Origin of the sequence: Kitasatospora sp. NPDC015120, assembly GCF_043080305.1 — a bacterium.
In the GTDB taxonomy this organism is placed as follows: Bacteria; Actinomycetota; Actinomycetes; order Streptomycetales; family Streptomycetaceae; genus Kitasatospora.
In genome coordinates this window covers 473,460-488,590 of the sequence record NZ_JBIBVJ010000002.1, presented here as the reverse complement: position 1 = coordinate 488,590, position 15,131 = coordinate 473,460, and the positions used below count along the sequence as shown (strand labels likewise).

Below are 15,131 nucleotides of genomic sequence, written 5' to 3'. Positions count from 1 at the left end.
CGACGGGCCTCGCCTCGCGGGGCCCGTCGCGTTGTCCCGACCACGTCCGACCACCCTCACCCGCACGGAGCCAGGCATGTCCCTCCCCACCACCCACGTCAGCTTCCCGTCCGGGGCGGTGACCGGCGAGTCGACGGTGCTCGCGGTGCACCCGCTGGACGACGGCCGCTACGCCGTGGTCACCGGGGCGACCCCGTTCCACCCGCTCGACCACACCTGGCCCGACCAGCCCGCCGACCTCGGCACCCTCACCGTGGACGGCGTCGAGCTGGCCGTCGTCGACTGCCTCACCGGCGCGGTGGGCCCGGACGGCGGCGCGCCGCTCGTCGGCGCCGGTATCCCGGTCCGGCGCGGCGACGAGGAGTGGTCCTGGCTGGTCCTGCACGTCCTCGCGGCCGACCCGGGCGACCTCACCGGCCGGACCGCCGTCCTCACCGTCGACGCCGGGCGCCGCGCCGCGCTCAGCGCCTCGCACAGCGGCTGCCACCTGCTCGCCCTCGCCCTCAACGAGGCGCTCGCGCCGCGCTGGCGCAAGGACCCGGGCCGCGCCGACGCCCTCGGCCACCCGGACTTCGACAGCCTGGCCATGGCGAGCTCGGTGATGGACACCGAGGCCAGCACCGACACCTACCGGCTCGGCAAGTCGCTGCGCAAGAAGGGCTTCACCGCCGAGGCCACCGAGGACCTCCCGGCCCTCGCCGACGCCCTCCCCGCGCTCACCGAGGCCGTCAACCGCCGGCTGGCCGCCTGGGTCGCCGCCGACGCCCCGGTGCGCATCGACGTCCCCGGCCCCGAGCTGACCGCCCGCCGCCAGTGGCACTGCGAGCTGCCCGAGGGCGCCGCGCAGATCTTCTGCGGTGGCACCCACCTGCACCACCTGGGCGAGCTGGCCGGGCTCCGCACCGAGCTGCGGCTCTCCGCGGACGGCAGCGAGCTGGTCGCCGTCACCCGGCCCGAGCGGGCCTGACGCACCGGCGGGCGGTCGCCCCTCCCAGGGGTGACCGCCCGCGCCGTGTGCTCCTCGTCCTCCGCGCGCCGCTCAGACCTGCGTGCGGTGGAAGTTCAGGTAGGACCGGGACGGCGTCGGCCCGCGCTGCCCCTGGTACCGCGAGCCGTACCGCTCCGAGCCGTACGGGTGCTCCGACGGCGAGGAGAGCCGGAACAGGCAGAGCTGCCCGATCTTCATCCCCGGGTAGAGCTTGATCGGCAGCGTCGCGACGTTCGACAGCTCCAGCGTGACGTGCCCGCTGAAGCCCGGGTCGATGAAGCCCGCCGTGGAGTGCGTCAGCAGCCCGAGCCGGCCCAGGCTGGACTTCCCCTCCAGCCGCGAGGCGACGTCCTCCGGCAGCGTGATGACCTCGTAGGTCGACGCCAGCACGAACTCGCCCGGGTGCAGGATGAACGCCTCGTCGCCCTCCGGCTCGACCAGCCGGGTCAGGTCCGGCTGCTCCTCGGAGGGGTCGATGTGCGGGTAGCGGTGGTTCTCGAAGACCCGGAAGAAGCGGTCCAGCCGCACGTCGATGCTCGACGGCTGGATCATCGCGGGGTCGAACGGATCGATCACCACCCGGCCGTTGTCGATCTCGGTCCGGATGTCCTTGTCAGAGAGCAGCACGCTTCGAGGTTACGTGCACGACGCGGCCCCGGACGAATCGTCCGGGGCCGCCCCTGCCACTTCTCTCCTCCGTCAGCCCTCGCCGGACCCGGTCAGGCGAGGAACTCCGCGGCCTCCAGCCGCAGCGCCCGGGCCAGTTGCGGCTCGGACAGCTCCCGCACGTCGGCCAGCACCGAACTCCGCAGCCGTCCGCACTGCGGACACCTGATCAGCCGGCCGGGCCCCAGCCGGCCGGGTCCGAGGTTCTGCATCGGGAACGTGGTGGTGCTGAACAGGTGCCCCTCGGCACAACGAACGACGGCGCGCTGCTCCATCGATCCCCTTCCCATCCTTACCCCAGTACTCACCCGTACTCATCGCCCCGAACGGCGGAGCCCCCGGGACCAGCGTCACATTAGGGGATGTACCGGACATCTCACACCAAGGCTCGCCGCCCCGCCCCCACCCGCCGGAGCACTCTCACGCGGCCCACACAGTACGCCCCCGCCCCCGCCCCCCGCCCCTCCGCCGCAACCCCGGGCCACCTGTGCATCCACCGTCACGGATGGGGTACAGTGAGGGACAGATCGAGCGGTCTCTGACGGCTCATCAGGCGGGCGTAGTTTAATGGTAGAACATGAGCTTCCCAAGCTTAGAGCGCGAGTTCGATTCTCGTCGCCCGCTCCAGCAGGCAAGAGCCGCAGGTCAGATGACCTGCGGCTTTTGTGTTGCCCGGGGGCGGGTCAGGGGGTGCGGGGGAGGGTGCGGATGGGGTGGGTGGCGAGGAGGGCGGTGGCGGTGAGGAGGGCGACGGCGGCGCCGAGGAGGAGGACGTGGTCGGTGCCGAAGGCGTGGGTGGCGGGGCCGGCGAGGGCGCTGCCGAGGGGGTACATGCCGACGGAGCCGGCCACCTCGTAGGCGTGGACGCGGTTGAGGACCTCGCCGGGGACCTGGGTCTGGACGCTGGTGGCCCACATGACGCTCCAGATGCCGGTGCCGGTGCCGACCGCGATCTGGGTGGCGGCGAGCAGCCAGAGCGGCCAGCCGAGGACGATGCCGAGCGGGTAGAGGGGGTAGGCCAGCATCGCCACGGCGCCGGCGGCGAGCGGGCGGGCGGGCTTCCAGCGGATCGCCAGCAGGCCGCCGGCCACGGTGCCCGCGCCCAGGGCGCCGTTGAGCAGGCCGAAGGCGGTGGCGCCGTGGTCGGGGACGATGACGCCGGCGGCGACCGACAGCTGCGGGCCCCAGGAGAGCACGGCGAAGACCATCCAGATCACGATCACGCCCCAGAGCCAGCTGCGGGAGCGGAACTCCCGCCAGCCGACCGCCAGGTCGTGCCAGAGGCCGCCGCCGCGCGGCGGGGCGGGCACCGGGCCGAGCCGGAGGGTGAACAGGCAGGCGGCGCTGGTGCCGTAGGCGACGGCGGAGATCACCATCACCCAGGCGGTGTCCCCGAATCCGACCAGGACGCCGGCCAGTGCCGGGCCGCCGAGGCCGGTGAGCGCCTCGGAGGTGCGCAGCACGCCGTTGGCGCCCTGGACGTCGCGGGAGACCAGCGGGATGGTCGAGGCGGCGCCCGGCTGGAACATCGCGTTGGCGGTGCCGGCCACCACCAGCAGCGCGTACAGCTGCCAGAGGTGGTCGATGCCGTGCAGGAACAGCAGGGCGAGCAGGACGTGGGCGACGAGGTTGGCGAGGTCGGCGGCGATCATCATCCGGCGGGCGGTGAACCGGTCGGAGAGCACCCCGCCGAACAGCACCAGGCCGGCGAACGGGCCCACCAGGAAGGCCATCGCGTAGCCGGCGGTGTCCACGCCGTACCCGCCGCTGAGCAGGCCGGCCGAGACGGCGACGGGCAGCATCGCCCAGCTGAGCAGGCCCGCGCTGCGGGCGGTGAAGTAGCGGCGGAAGTTGCGGGACCAGATGGCGGGGAGCGGCGCTTCGCAGGGGCGGTGAGTCAGGAGGTCTTCCACGCCGACCACCGTAGGGAGGGGGACCGGCGGCGCTCCCGCAGCCGGACCGCAGGCGCGGAGGTCCCCCGGGAGCCGGACGGCTGCCGGGTGCACCCGCGCTGACCTGCGGTGGAGCGGCGGCGCCCGGCGGCCGGGCCGGGGGACCGGCAGAACCGGGGAAACTGCCGGGCCGGTCCTTCTGCCGCCGGCCGGGCGTCCGCGCCTCAGCGGGGCCGGGCGGCGCCGCCCATCGCCCGGTGCAGCCGCAGCGCCTCGCGCCAGTGGCCGAACGCCCGGCCGCGCGCGCCGAGGGCCGCCTGCGCCTGGCCGAGCGCGAGGTGACTGCGCGCCTCCCCGGGCCGGTGCCCGGTCTCGCGGTGCACGGCGAGGGCGGCGCGTCCGCTCTCCAGGGCGGGCCGCGACTCGCCCCGCCGGACCCGCACGCCGGCCAGCGCGTCGAGCGCGCAGCCTTCGAGCATCCGGAACCCGGCCTCCCGGGTGAGCGCGACGGCGTGCTCCGCGGTGTCCAGGGCGGCCCCCGGGTCGAGGTGCGCCTGGGAGGTCGCGAGTCCGACCAGGGCGGCGGCCTGCGAGAACCGGTCGTTGACCAGCTCGGCGAGGCGCAGCGCCTGCCGGTAGCTGTCGGCCGCGTCGGCCGGCTCGTGGGCGCGTTCCTGCGCGGCGCCCAGGGCGAGGAAGGCGTTGGCCTCCAGCGCCCGGTTGCGCAGGGTGCGCGCGGCGGCGAGCGCGGTGCGGGCCAGCAGCAGGCCGGTGGTGTGGTCGCCCAGGTCGGTGTACGCGCCGGAGAGGCCGTTCAGGGCGACCGTCTCGCTGTACCGGTTGCCGCTGCGCAGATGGACCGGGAGGGTTCCGCCGAGCACCCGGATGGCGTCCCCGGGGCGTCCCAGCGCCCGGTGGACGACGCCGAGGTTGGTGTGCGAGACCGCCTCGGCGCGGGCCGCGTCGTGTTCGCGGAAGTGCCGGGCCACCTGCGAGAAGTGCGCGGCGGCCTCGTGCAGCCGGCCGAGCTTCCAGCAGACCAGGCCGAGGGTGGCGATGTCCTCGTCGGAGCCCTCCCGGCGGCCGGGCCGGGTGCGCCGCAGCCGGGCGGCGGTGGCGACCTCGAAGCAGTCGCCGGTGTACATCCCGGTGGACAGGTAGCTGTGCAGGCTCTCGGCCAGCCGCCGGGCGACGGTGGTGAACCCGGCGTCGGACGCCTCCCGGACGGCGCCGGCCAGGTTCTCCCGTTCGCGCTCCAGCCATTCCGCGGCCCGGCCGTGGTCCGGGAAGGGCGGCGGTCCGGCCGGTGGCGGTCCGGCCGGGGCGGCGGGGAAGAGCAGCCGGGCCGCCGCGTCCGTGCGGTGCAGGTACCAGGCGAAGAGCCGCTCGCGGGCGGCGTGCGCCTCCGGGCCGCCGGCCAGCTCGCGGGCGTGGGAGCGCAGCAGGTCGTGCAGTCCGAACCGGCCGGCCGCCCGTTCCTGCACCAGGTGGGCGTCGGCCAGGACCGCCAGCAGCGCGGCCGCCGCGGCCGGGTCCGAGCCGGCCAGCGCGGCGGCGCCGTCCGCGGTGAGATCGGGGCCGGGCATCAGGCCGAGCAGCCGGAACATCCGCCGGGCCGCGGGCGGGAGCGCGCGGTAGGAGAGGTCGAAGGCGGCCCGCACCGTGGAGCGCCGGTCGCCCTCGACGTGCAGCCGGCCGAGCACGTCGCCGCCCGCCAGCTCGGCGCAGTAGCCGGCGATCCCGGTGCCGCGGGAGACCAGGTTGGCGCCGGCGATCCGGATGGCCAGCGGCAGTCCGCCGCAGAGCCGGACGAGGGCGCGGGCGGCCTCCTCCTCGGCCGCGACCCGGCACTCGCCGACGACGTCGCCCAGCAGCCGGCGGGATTCCTCCGGACCGAGCACGTCCAGGCCGAGCTGGCGGGCGCCGTCGCCCGCCACCAGCCCGGCGAGCCGGCTGCGGCTGGTGATCAGCACGGCGCAGTCCGGGGCGCCCGGGATGAGCGGTCTGACCTGCTCGGCGTCACGGGCGTTGTCCAGCACGACCAGCATCCGCCGGCCGGCGAGCAGGGTGCGGTAGAGCGCCGCGGCCTCGTCCTGGTCGGCGGGCAGCCGGTCGGGCGGGGTGCCCAGGGCCCGGAGGAAGCGGTCCAGGACCTCGCCCGGGCGCAGCGCCGGGAGCCGGGAGTGGCCGCGCAGGTCGACGAACAGCTGGCCGTCCGCGAAGTGTTCGCGCCGCGCGTGCGCCCAGTGCGTGGCGAGGGCGGTCTTGCCGACGCCGGGCGCGCCGACCACCGCCACCACGTGCCGGCGGTGGGGCGGATCGGGGGCGACGAGGGCGTCCAGCTCCTCCAGTTGCCGCCGCCGTCCGACGTAGCAGCCGGTGGCGGCGGGCAGTTGGGCCGGGAGCGGGAAGGGGGACGCGGGCGCGGGCTCCGGTGGGGGCGGGAGCGCGGGCGGGGCCGGGAGCGGGGCGAGCGGCAGTTGCCGGCGCAGCACCCGCAGCTGGGCGTCCTGGACCTCCGCGCCGGGGGCGATGCCCAGTTCCTCGTCGAGCCGCTCGCGCAGCCGGCCGAAGACGGCGAGCGCGGCGGCCTGCTCCCCGCAGCTCGCCAGCGCGAGGATCAGCCGGGCGTGCAGGCCCTCGTGCAGCGGCTCGGCGTCCACCAGCTCCGACAGCACCGGGACGGCCTCCGCGGAGCGGCGCAGCAGCAGCGCCGCGTCGGCGTGCGCCAGCGCCGCCCTGACCCGCCGTTCGTCGGCGGCCACCGCGGCCGGGTGCCGGCGCAGCAGGGGGTCCGCGTCCGCGAGCACCGGGCCGCGCCAGTGCCGCAGGGCCCGGGTGAGCGTCTCGTACGCGGCCCGCGGGTCCGGTGGCGCGGGGTGCCGGCTCCGCGCGCGGTCCAGCAGGTCGTCGAAGCGGCCGAGGTCGGTGAGGTCCCGGGCCGCCTCCAGCAGGTAGCCGGTGGGGGTGCGGACGACGGCCGGCGGCGGGGCGGTCCGCGGGCCGCCGGGGTCCAGCAGCCGGCGGACCTGGCTGACGTAGCCGTGGACGAGGCTCTGGTGCGAGCCGGGCGGTCCGGCCGGCCAGAGGATGTCGGTGATCTCGCGGTGGGTGGCGGGCGCGGGGTGCTTGAGCGCCAGCAGCCCGAGCAGGCGGCGCAGCATCGGGCTGGTGACGGGGACGGGCGTCCGGCCGTGCCGGAGGACGAGCGGGCCGAGGACCAGCAGCCGCGGTCCCGCGGCGCCGCGTGCCGGTTCGGTGCGGGCGGCGGCCAGCAGGTCCGTCAGTTCGGCGCCGGTCAGTTCCAGCGCCCCGGCCAGGTGCCGCAGGGTCCCCTCCCGGGGCCGGCGGACCCGGCCGTGCTCGATGTCGCGCAGCGCCCTGGTGCTGATGCCGGCCCTGGTCGCGGCCGCCTCCTGGCTGAGCCCGGCCCGGCTGCGGAACGCCTGGAGCCGCGCGCCGAACGCCTCCGGCCCGTCCGCCGCGGCCGCCGCCGTCTCCTCCGCCATGGCGTCCCCCTCGTCCGGTGATCAGTGTGGACCGGCCCGATCCGGCGGGCAAGGGACGTTCTCGGGGCGGGGGAGCGCGGAGGCGGGGAACAGGGGCGGGAACAGGGGCGGGAACAGCGGCGGAAGACAGGGAGGCGCGGAGCGAGTCCCCCCGGACCCGCCCCGCGCCGCGTCGACGCGCGGCTCTTCGCCGCTCCCCCCGATCGCCCCGGATTCCCGCCGTCCCCCCTGGCGCAGCTCTCCGGCGAGAGCGTTCCGCACAGGCCCGGCAAGCCCCCTGTGAAGTGGGGCGTCGTTGATCATTACGGTAACAAACCGTGTGGTTGGTTTGTCAATGCCCGGCCGCCGGAAACACCCACCATCGGGGACGGGGGTGCGGATGGCAGCGGGAGGCCGGGCGGGCCGGGGGAGCGGGCCGGTGGAGGCCGGTGGTCCGGGTGCGCGGCGGAGGACGGCTCGCCCCGGAAGAACGTGCGTTCGGAATCGGACGATCCGAACGGCGGGCCGGAATCAGCGGAGCAGACGGCGCTCCTTGGCCACGGCCACCGCGCCGGCCCGGGTGTCCACGCCCAGCTTGTCGTAGATCCGGCCCAGGTGGGTCTTGACCGTCGCCTCGCTGATGAACAGCGCGCGGGCGATCTCCCGGTTGCCCAGCCCCTGGGCGAGCTGCGCGAGGATGTCCGTCTCGCGCTCGGTGAGCTGCGGCGCCGGGGCCCGCATCTGCGCCATCACCCGGGAGGCGACCGGCGGCGAGAGCACCGTGCGCCCCTGCGCGGCCGAGTGCACCGCGGCGAAGAGCTCCTCCGGCCGCTCGGCCTTCAGCAGGTAGCCGGTCGCGCCGGCGCCGATCGCCCGGGTGATGTCGGCGTCGGTGTCGTACGTGGTCAGGACCAGGACGTGCGGGGCGTCCGGGGCCGCGGTGATCCGGCGGGTGGCCTCCACGCCGTCGATGCCGTCGCCGAGCTGGAGGTCCATCAGCACCACCTGCGGGGCCAGCCGGGCCGCCAGCTCGACCGCCTCCTCGCCGCTGCTCGCCTCGCCGACCACCTCGATGTCGCCGGCGCTGGCCAGCAGGGCGAGCAGTCCGGCCCGGACCACGGCGTGGTCGTCGCAGACCAGCAGCCGGACCGGGGACGGGACGGGGGCGGGGTTCATCGGACGGGCTCCAGACTCTGGGGGTCAGCGGCGGTCGGGGGCGAGGGGGACGGCCGCGGAGACCACGGTGCCCTCGCCGGGGGCGCTCTCCACGGTCAGGGTGCCGCCGAGCTGGCGCAGCCGGGCGCGCATGGCCGGCAGGCCGTGGCCGCGCCCCGAGGGGGCGGAGGAGGGCGGAGCCGCGGGGGTGAAGCCGCGGCCGTCGTCGGCGATGTCCAGCACGGCCTGGTCGCCGAGGAAGGACAGGGTGAGCGCGGCCGCCGAGGCCCCGGCGTGCTCGCGGACGTTGGCCAGCGCCCCCTGGGCGATCCGCAGCAGTGCGGACTGCGCGGCCGCCGGCAGCGGCACCGGCGCGCCGTCCAGGTGGAAGCGGACCGGCAGCCCGCTCTCGGCGGACTCCCGTTCGGCGAGCGCGCGCAGCGCCTGGTCCAGGGTGCGGCCGTCGGCGAGCTCGGCGGGCGCGAGGTCGTGGACGAAGCGGCGGGCCTCGGCGAGGTTGCGGGCGGCCACCTCGGCGGCGGTGCGGACGTGGTCCCGGGCGGTCGCCGGGTCGCCGTCCCAGGTGCGGTCGGCGGCCTGGAGCAGCATCTGCTGGCTGGACAGGCCCTGGGCGAGGGTGTCGTGGATCTCCATCGCCAGCCGTTCGCGTTCGGCGAGCGTCCCCTCCCGCCGCTCGGTGGCGGCGAGTTCGCGCCGGGTGCGGACCAGGTCGGCGATCAGCGCGCGCTGCCGTTCGGCCTGCCGCTCCATGTACAGGAAGACACCGGTGGCCAGCGCGGCGACGGCGGGCGGCAGCAGGACGAGGTTGGCGTCCTGCGGCCCCGGCAGCCGGACCTCGCCGACGACCACCAGCAGGGTGAGCGCCGCCACCAGCGGGATCGCCGCCGGCGTGGGCAGCGTCCGCAGGGCCGTGTAGACCAGCGGGACGGCGCACCAGGAGAAGCTCGGGGCGATCAGCACCAGGACCACCCAGAGCACCGTCACCACGGCCAGCGGCCAGGGGTCGCGGCGCTGCCCGGGGGCGGGCGGCCGGCGGTGGGCGAGCCAGGAGCCGACCGGCTGGACGACGGCCAGGGCGATGCTCAGGCCGAGCACCCAGGGGATGCGCGGGTTGCCCGCGTGGTGGGTGAGGAAGCGGCTGAGCGAGGTGGCGAGCAGCAGCAGGAAGGCGGAGTCGAGCAGCACGGCGAGCCGGCCGGCGTCCGGGTCGGGGGAGGCGGGGAAGGGGGCGGAAGCGGGCGGGGCGGGCCCGACGGGGGAGGGGCCGGGGTGGTGCACGGGCCGCTCCTCGCTCTGTGTCTCGCGCTCTGTCTCTCGCGTCCGGTCTCTCGTGTCCGGTCTCCGCACCGTCCCGGCTGCGGCGATCCTTCGATGGTGACCCGTCCGGTCCGCGGTCGCATCAACCGATCGGCTGACGGGTCCGTCGTCCATCATGCCCGGGTGCGGTGTCCGGACCGCCGATGCGGCGGGGCGGGCCCGGAACGGAGGATCGGATCCGTCCCCACCACCGCCATCCGACGAGGAGCCGGACCATGAAGAAGACCTCCGTTCGCACCAAGGTGCTGACCGGTACCGTCGCCGCCGCCGCACTGGCCGCCGCCACCGTCGGTGCCGTCTCGGCCAACGCCGACGCCACCGACACCCCGGCCGTCGCCGCCGCGGTCAAGACCGACGCCCAGAACAAGAACCTCGCCCAGACCACCGGTCTGACCATCGAGGCCGCCACCAAGGCCGCCCAGGCGACCCTGGACGCGGCCGCCAAGGCCGGCCAGCGCGTCTCGGTGGCGGTCGTCGACCGCGACGGCGTCACCCGGGTGCTGCTCAAGGGCGACGGCGCCGGCCCGCAGTCGCCGGAGTCGGCGGTGCGCAAGGCGTTCACGGCGGTCTCCTGGAACGCGCCCACCTCGGAGCTGGCCAAGCGCCTCGCGCAGGCCCCGAACCTGAAGGACATCCCGAACACGCTGTTCCTGGCCGGCGGCGCCCCGGTGCAGTCCAAGGGCGCGCCGGTGGCGGCCATCGGCGTCGCGGGCGCGCCCAGCGGCGACCAGGACGAGCAGTTCGCGCAGGCGGGCGTCGAGGCGCTCACCAAGTAGCCCACCGGGGGAGCGCCCCCTGAGGAGCGCTCGTCGAGGGAGCGCCCGCCGAGGAGCGCCCCCCGAGAAGCACCGGCCGCCGCCGAGCGCGCGGCCGGCCCCGCGCGCCGGGGCGGACCCCCGACCGCCCCGGCGCGCTTCCACGCGCCAGGAGGCTCCCCGTACGGGTGAAGGTCGCGCGGGTCGCCGCAGAACACGGGGTCGCCGGCCGAAAAGCCGCTGCCGCTGTCGGTGCCGCGTGGCAGGCTTCCCGCTATGACGGCGTGGACCCTCAACGACATCGAACGTGCGATCCGCTCCTCCTGGGGTGTCGACACCTGCGCGCCCGAGGACCAGGCCCACTGGCGTCCCGACAATCCCGCCCACGGCCAGTGCCGGGCGACCGCCCTGGTGGTGCACGACCTGCTCGGCGGCGAGCTGATGATGGGCGAGGTGTACACCGGCGCGGTCCGGACGGACCTGCACTGGTGGAACCGGTCCGCCGACGGCGCCGAGATCGACATGACCCGCTCGCGCTTCGGCCCGGACGAGCGGGTGGGCCCCGGCCGTCCGGTCGCCCGCCCGCAGCGCCCGGGCCGGTTGCAGGCCCAGTACCAGCTGCTGCGCCGCCGGGTCCTCGCGCAGCTGGAGGCCGGCTCGGCGGACGGGGGACGCGCCGCGGCCTGACCCGCCCCGGACGGCTCCGCAGGACGCGCCCCGACCGGCCGACGGTCGGAGAACTGACGTACAGTCGGTTGATCGTGGCCGGACGACCTTTCCGGCTGCCGGGCGACAGCGGGAGAGCGCGATGAGCGGGATGACGGTCGGCTTCGTCGGACTGGGCACGATGGGCCGGGGCATGGCCGCCAACCTGGTGAAGGCCGGGCACACCGTGCGGGTCTGGAACCGCTCGCCCGGACCGGTGGCCGCCATGGTTGCCCGGGGCGCCCTGGCCGCCGACGGACTGGCCGACGCCTTCGCGGCCGACGTGGTCGTCTCGATGCTCGCCAACGACGCCGCCGTGGAGCGGCTGCTGCTGGACCCGGCCCTGCTGGAGGCCGCCACGGCCCGGGTGCACGTCAACATGGCCACCGTCTCGGTCGCCCTGGCCGAGCGCGCCGAGGCCCTGCACGCCGAGTACGGCATCGGGTACGTCGCCGCGCCGGTGCTCGGCCGCCCGCCGGTGGCCGAGGCCGGGGAGCTCAACATCCTGGCCGCCGGGAGCGCGGAGTCGCTGGCGGCGGTCGATCCGCTGTTCGCCGCGATGGGCCGGCGCGTCTGGCACTTCGGCGAGCGTCCCGGCCAGGCCAACACCGCCAAGATCAGCACCAACTTCCTGCTGGCCTGCGCGATCGAATCGATGGCCGAGGCGTGCAGCCTGGCCGAGGCCAACGGCGTCCGGCCGACCGATCTGATCGAGATGCTCGGCGGCACGCTCTTCCCGGGGCCGGTCTACTCCGGCTACGGCTCGATGGTGGCCGAACGCCGGTACGAGCCCGCAGGGTTCAAGCTGCCGCTCGGGCTCAAGGACGTCGACCTCGCCCTGGCCGCCGGCGCGGCGACGCACGTGCCGCTGCCGTTCGGCAGCGTGCTGCGGGACGCGTTCCTGGACGCGCTGGCGCACGGGGACGGCGAGAAGGACTGGGCCGCGGTGGCGGCCGTCGCCCGGCGGCGGGCCGGGCTCCCGGAGTAGCGGGCGGGCGCGGCTCGCGGGCCCTCCCCGTCAGCGTCCCCGACGACGGCGCCGGGGTGTGCAGAGGCCCGTGCGGGGCGGTCCGCGGGACGCGCCCCGGCCGACCCGGGCCGTCCGGACGGGAGGAACAAACCCCCTGTCACGGGGCAGAGTTGGGCCAATGGGACAGCACCCGGTCCACGGCTGCCGGAAACCGGCACCCGGCTTCCGGCAGCCGTGGAGGCTTCGGTAGTCTCCGTCGGACTTTCAGCTTCGCGGGGGGATCGCGGCTCGGACGGCCGCCTGGTCCTTCCGCGCCCCCGGGCCGCGCCCGGACACTCTCGTGAGGTCTCCCTTGTCCATCTCCATACCTCGCAGTCTCGCCCTGGCCGGCGCCGCCGCGCTCGCCGCCTCGATGGTCCTGGCCGGAGCCCAGGGCGCGGTGGCCGCAGCCACCGCCGGATCGTCCCCCGCCGCCGCGCAGGCCGACAAGGCGGGCGCCCGCGCGCTCGACCTGTCCCTGGACGGGGTGCCGCGGACCTTCGTCGCCGGTGGCGACACCAAGCTGTTCAACTTCACGGTCGACAACAACACCAAGCACGACTTCGTCTACTACCCGCTGCTCAAGTTCAAGAACGAGGCGGGCAGCCTGCGCGCGCAGCACCTCAAGGTCGAGTACCAGCTGCCCGAGTCGCTGGACCGGACGCGGAGCTGGCTGCCGGCCGCGCCCGCGCCGGGCGGCGGCGACACCGACGACGACGGTGTGCTGTTCCTGCTGGCCAAGCTCATCGACAACGCGGTGCCGGACTACAAGAACTCGCTGCTCGCCCTGAACCGGGGCAGCAGCCTCACGGTCACCGTCCGGGTCTCGGCGGCCAGGAACGCGCCGCTCGGCAAGGCCGGTGTGGTCCCGGTGGTCTTCGCCTCCAGGGTGGAGGCCAACAAGCCGGTCGGCCCGGGCGAGTTCGCGGGCGAGCAGGACTGCGGCGAGCGGTTCAGGATCGTGGCCGGGGGCGGCAAGCCGAGCCCCACCGCCACGCCGTCGCCCACGAAGCCGACCACCCCGAGCGCGAGCCCGACCGGCAAGCCGACCACCTCGCCGTCGGCCAGCACGACGCCGCCGGCCACCGCCTCGCCGTCCGCGACCACGACGCCGTCCGCCACCACGACGCCGACCGGCAGCCCGAGCGCCACGGCCACGCCGAGCACCAGCATCAGCCCGTCGGCCACCACCACGCCGTCGGCCACCACCACGCCGTCGGAGACCGCCACGCCGTCCGGCACGCCGAGCGCGACCACGACGCCGTCGGGCAGCGCGTCGCCCTCCGCCACGGCGAGCAGCTCGCCGAGCGCCACGCCGACCTCCGGCGCGAGCAGCTCGCCGAGCGCCTCCACCGCCCCGGGCACCCCGGCGCCGACGCCCGGCGACACCTCGGGCGACGACGAGACCGGCGGCCGCCAGCCGATCGACTTCCCGGTGAAGCTCCCGGCCGTCGCGCCGCTGCCGATCACCCCGGAGGCCGTCGTCCAGGCGCGCGCCGACGCGGACAAGGCCCTGGCCACCACGGGTGGCGGTGACGACACCACCGGCATCGCGATCGCCGGCGGCGCCGTCCTCGCGGCCGGTGTCGGCACCCTCGTGGTGCTCCGCCGCCGCCGCGCCGCGCAGCACGGCTGAGGCCTGCACGGCCGGCCCCGCGGCGCACCGCGCCGCATCCGCCCGTGTCCCCGGTCCGCCGGGGGCACGGGCGGTTCCGTCCGGCCGCCCGGACGTGCCTAGGATGGCCGGTCAGGGGGCCGAAACGGGGCCGGAACGGGGCAGGCGAGGTACCGGGGTGCGGGGACGGGGCGCGGAGCGCTCGGCGAGGACGGAACGGCCGCGGCGCGCGGGGCGGGCCGGGTCGGACTACGGCGCCGGCGCCGGCCGGATCGCGGGTCTGCCGGTCCGCCGGCACCATGTGCTGCTGCTCGCCTGGACGGTCCTGTGGTTCCTGCTGGTCGAGCCGAGCGGCGGCTTCTCCTGGCACTACCTGCGCCAGGGCGAGGAACTGCTCTTCAGCGACCGGCCGGACGGCGGCCTCGCGCTCTACGCCCACCACCCCGAGCTGCAGATCGGCCCGGTCAGCCTGGCGGTGGCGCGGCTCTTCAGCCCGTTCCCGCCGCACACCGGTGAGCTGCTGGCCGAGGCGGCGATGTCCGGACTGGGCCTGGCGATGCTGGTCCTGGTCGGCCGCACCGCGGCCCGCCACTACCTGGGCACCGGCACCAACCACCGCCGGCTGCAGCAGCGGCTGCTGATCGCCGGCCTGGCGTTCATCCCGATGTGGGTCGAGGTGTCCGTGCGCTTCGCGCACCTGGACGACGTGCTGGCGCTGTTCTTCACCACCCTCGCCGCGCACGAGCTCAGCCGGGGCCGGGCCACCGCGGTCGGGGTGTACCTGGCGCTGGCGGTGGACGCCAAGCCGTGGGCGCTGGCGTTCGCGCCGCTGGTCCTCGCGCTGCCGCGGGCCCGGTGGCCGCGGACGCTGCTCTGGTTCGCCGCACTGGTGGCCGTCGCCTGGCTGCCGTTCTACCTGGGCGACCTGGACACCATGGCGGCCGCCAAGTTCACCATCCCCAACCAGCCCGCCTCGGCGCTGCGCTGGTTCGGCGTGACCGATCCGGCGACGCCGTGGTGGGACCGCCCGGCGCAGTTCGCCCTCGGGCTGTCCCTGGGCTGCCTGGCGGTGTGGCGCGGCCGCTGGCCGGCCGTCGTCCTGCTGGGGGCGGACGCCCGGATCCTGCTCGACCCCAGCGTCTACACGTACTACTCCGCGTCGATCCTGCTCGGCACGCTGCTCTGGGACACCGTCGGACAGCGGCGGCTGGTGCCGTGGTGGAGCTGGATCGCGCTGGCCGCCCTCTACGGCGGCACGCTGTTCCTGCCCTCCGACCCTGCACGCGGCTTCGTCCGGCTCGCCTTCGTGGTGCTCTCGGCGGGGTACGTGCTGCTCTGGCCCACGCAGCGGCGGCGCGGACGCGGCGGCGGCTCCCGGCCCGCCGCCGGGCAGTCCGCCGGGCAGCCCGCCGAGGGACGGCCGCCCGGCCGGGAGCCGGCCGCGGTCTGACGCGGACGCGGCGCGCCCGGACTTGACCCTCACGCAACGGGAGGGCGGAGGGTCGTGGTCAGCACGGAGG

General features: G+C 76.1%; 12 protein-coding genes, 1 tRNA gene and 1 pseudogene. 8 read left to right on the top strand and 6 right to left on the bottom strand.

Features of this window, described 5'->3' with window-relative positions; translation table 11 throughout:
- The first annotated feature begins 76 nt into the window (after nucleotides 1-76).
- Nucleotides 77-967 carry a metal-dependent hydrolase gene (locus tag ACF1AK_RS06965; RefSeq protein WP_391497705.1) on the top strand — a complete coding sequence of 297 codons (891 nt, stop codon included), beginning with the start codon at nucleotides 77-79 and terminating at the stop codon, nucleotides 965-967.
- A 72-nt stretch (nucleotides 968-1,039) separates the two neighbouring features.
- On the opposite strand, the gene dcd is transcribed toward ACF1AK_RS06965, so the two are convergent.
- Nucleotides 1,040-1,615, bottom strand: coding sequence for a dCTP deaminase (dcd, locus tag ACF1AK_RS06960; RefSeq protein WP_391497704.1), 576 nt, complete (start codon nucleotides 1,613-1,615; stop codon nucleotides 1,040-1,042).
- 92 nt (nucleotides 1,616-1,707) lie between these two features.
- Complete coding sequence (locus ACF1AK_RS06955) at nucleotides 1,708-1,944, bottom strand: hypothetical protein (RefSeq protein WP_045938839.1); 237 nt, start codon at nucleotides 1,942-1,944, stop codon at nucleotides 1,708-1,710.
- Between the two features lie 263 nt (nucleotides 1,945-2,207).
- Here ACF1AK_RS06955 and ACF1AK_RS06950 point away from each other — a divergent pair.
- Nucleotides 2,208-2,281: transfer RNA gene (locus ACF1AK_RS06950), tRNA-Gly, on the top strand.
- A gap of 56 nt (nucleotides 2,282-2,337) precedes the next feature.
- On the opposite strand, the gene ACF1AK_RS06945 is transcribed toward ACF1AK_RS06950, so the two are convergent.
- The 4 genes from ACF1AK_RS06945 to ACF1AK_RS06930 form a co-directional block, all read right to left on the bottom strand.
- Nucleotides 2,338-3,567, bottom strand: coding sequence for an MFS transporter (locus ACF1AK_RS06945; RefSeq protein ID WP_391497703.1), 1,230 nt, complete (start codon nucleotides 3,565-3,567; stop codon nucleotides 2,338-2,340).
- 203 nt (nucleotides 3,568-3,770) lie between these two features.
- Nucleotides 3,771-7,055, bottom strand: a complete 3,285-nt coding sequence (locus ACF1AK_RS06940; protein WP_391497702.1) for a BTAD domain-containing putative transcriptional regulator — start codon at nucleotides 7,053-7,055, stop codon at nucleotides 3,771-3,773.
- Between the two features lie 510 nt (nucleotides 7,056-7,565).
- A complete protein-coding gene (locus tag ACF1AK_RS06935) occupies nucleotides 7,566-8,210 on the bottom strand; it encodes a response regulator (protein WP_391497701.1) in 645 nt (214 codons plus the stop codon).
- A gap of 24 nt (nucleotides 8,211-8,234) precedes the next feature.
- The gene (locus ACF1AK_RS06930; protein WP_391497700.1) at nucleotides 8,235-9,488 is read right to left on the bottom strand and encodes a sensor histidine kinase; all 1,254 of its coding nucleotides are present in this window, start codon (nucleotides 9,486-9,488) and stop codon (nucleotides 8,235-8,237) included.
- 254 nt (nucleotides 9,489-9,742) lie between these two features.
- Here ACF1AK_RS06930 and ACF1AK_RS06925 point away from each other — a divergent pair, with 254 nt between their 5' ends.
- From ACF1AK_RS06925 to ACF1AK_RS06900, 6 genes and pseudogenes are all read left to right on the top strand, one after another.
- Nucleotides 9,743-10,303, top strand: a complete 561-nt coding sequence (locus tag ACF1AK_RS06925) for a heme-binding protein (protein WP_391497699.1) — start codon at nucleotides 9,743-9,745, stop codon at nucleotides 10,301-10,303.
- Between the two features lie 255 nt (nucleotides 10,304-10,558).
- Nucleotides 10,559-10,969, top strand: a complete 411-nt coding sequence (locus ACF1AK_RS06920) for a hypothetical protein (protein WP_391497698.1) — start codon at nucleotides 10,559-10,561, stop codon at nucleotides 10,967-10,969.
- Nucleotides 10,970-11,081: 112 nt separating this feature from the next.
- A pseudogene (locus ACF1AK_RS06915) lies at nucleotides 11,082-11,558 on the top strand (NAD(P)-dependent oxidoreductase); the annotation flags it as partial.
- Nucleotides 11,547-11,975 carry an NAD-binding protein gene (locus tag ACF1AK_RS06910; protein WP_391498037.1) on the top strand — a complete coding sequence of 143 codons (429 nt, stop codon included), beginning with the start codon at nucleotides 11,547-11,549 and terminating at the stop codon, nucleotides 11,973-11,975. The pseudogene ACF1AK_RS06915 and the gene ACF1AK_RS06910, both read left to right, overlap by 12 nt.
- 334 nt (nucleotides 11,976-12,309) lie before the next feature.
- A complete protein-coding gene (locus ACF1AK_RS06905; RefSeq protein WP_391497697.1) occupies nucleotides 12,310-13,632 on the top strand; it encodes an LPXTG cell wall anchor domain-containing protein in 1,323 nt (440 codons plus the stop codon).
- Between the two features lie 259 nt (nucleotides 13,633-13,891).
- Nucleotides 13,892-15,061, top strand: a complete 1,170-nt coding sequence (locus tag ACF1AK_RS06900; RefSeq protein WP_391498036.1) for a hypothetical protein — start codon at nucleotides 13,892-13,894, stop codon at nucleotides 15,059-15,061.
- Nucleotides 15,062-15,131: the final 70 nt, after the last annotated feature.

Bases quoted from the DNA above. Each gene is read 5' to 3' on its own strand.
- ACF1AK_RS06920 (WP_391497698.1), top strand. From the start codon at position 10,559: ATGACGGCGTGGACCCTCAACGACATCGAACGTGCGATCCGCTCCTCC.
- ACF1AK_RS06940 (WP_391497702.1), bottom strand. From the start codon at position 7,055: ATGGCGGAGGAGACGGCGGCGGCCGCGGCGGACGGGCCGGAGGCGTTC.
- ACF1AK_RS06955 (WP_045938839.1), bottom strand. From the start codon at position 1,944: ATGGGAAGGGGATCGATGGAGCAGCGCGCCGTCGTTCGTTGTGCCGAG.
- ACF1AK_RS06910 (WP_391498037.1), top strand. From the start codon at position 11,547: ATGGGCCGGCGCGTCTGGCACTTCGGCGAGCGTCCCGGCCAGGCCAAC.
- ACF1AK_RS06925 (WP_391497699.1), top strand. From the start codon at position 9,743: ATGAAGAAGACCTCCGTTCGCACCAAGGTGCTGACCGGTACCGTCGCC.
- ACF1AK_RS06965 (WP_391497705.1), top strand. From the start codon at position 77: ATGTCCCTCCCCACCACCCACGTCAGCTTCCCGTCCGGGGCGGTGACC.
- ACF1AK_RS06935 (WP_391497701.1), bottom strand. From the start codon at position 8,210: ATGAACCCCGCCCCCGTCCCGTCCCCGGTCCGGCTGCTGGTCTGCGAC.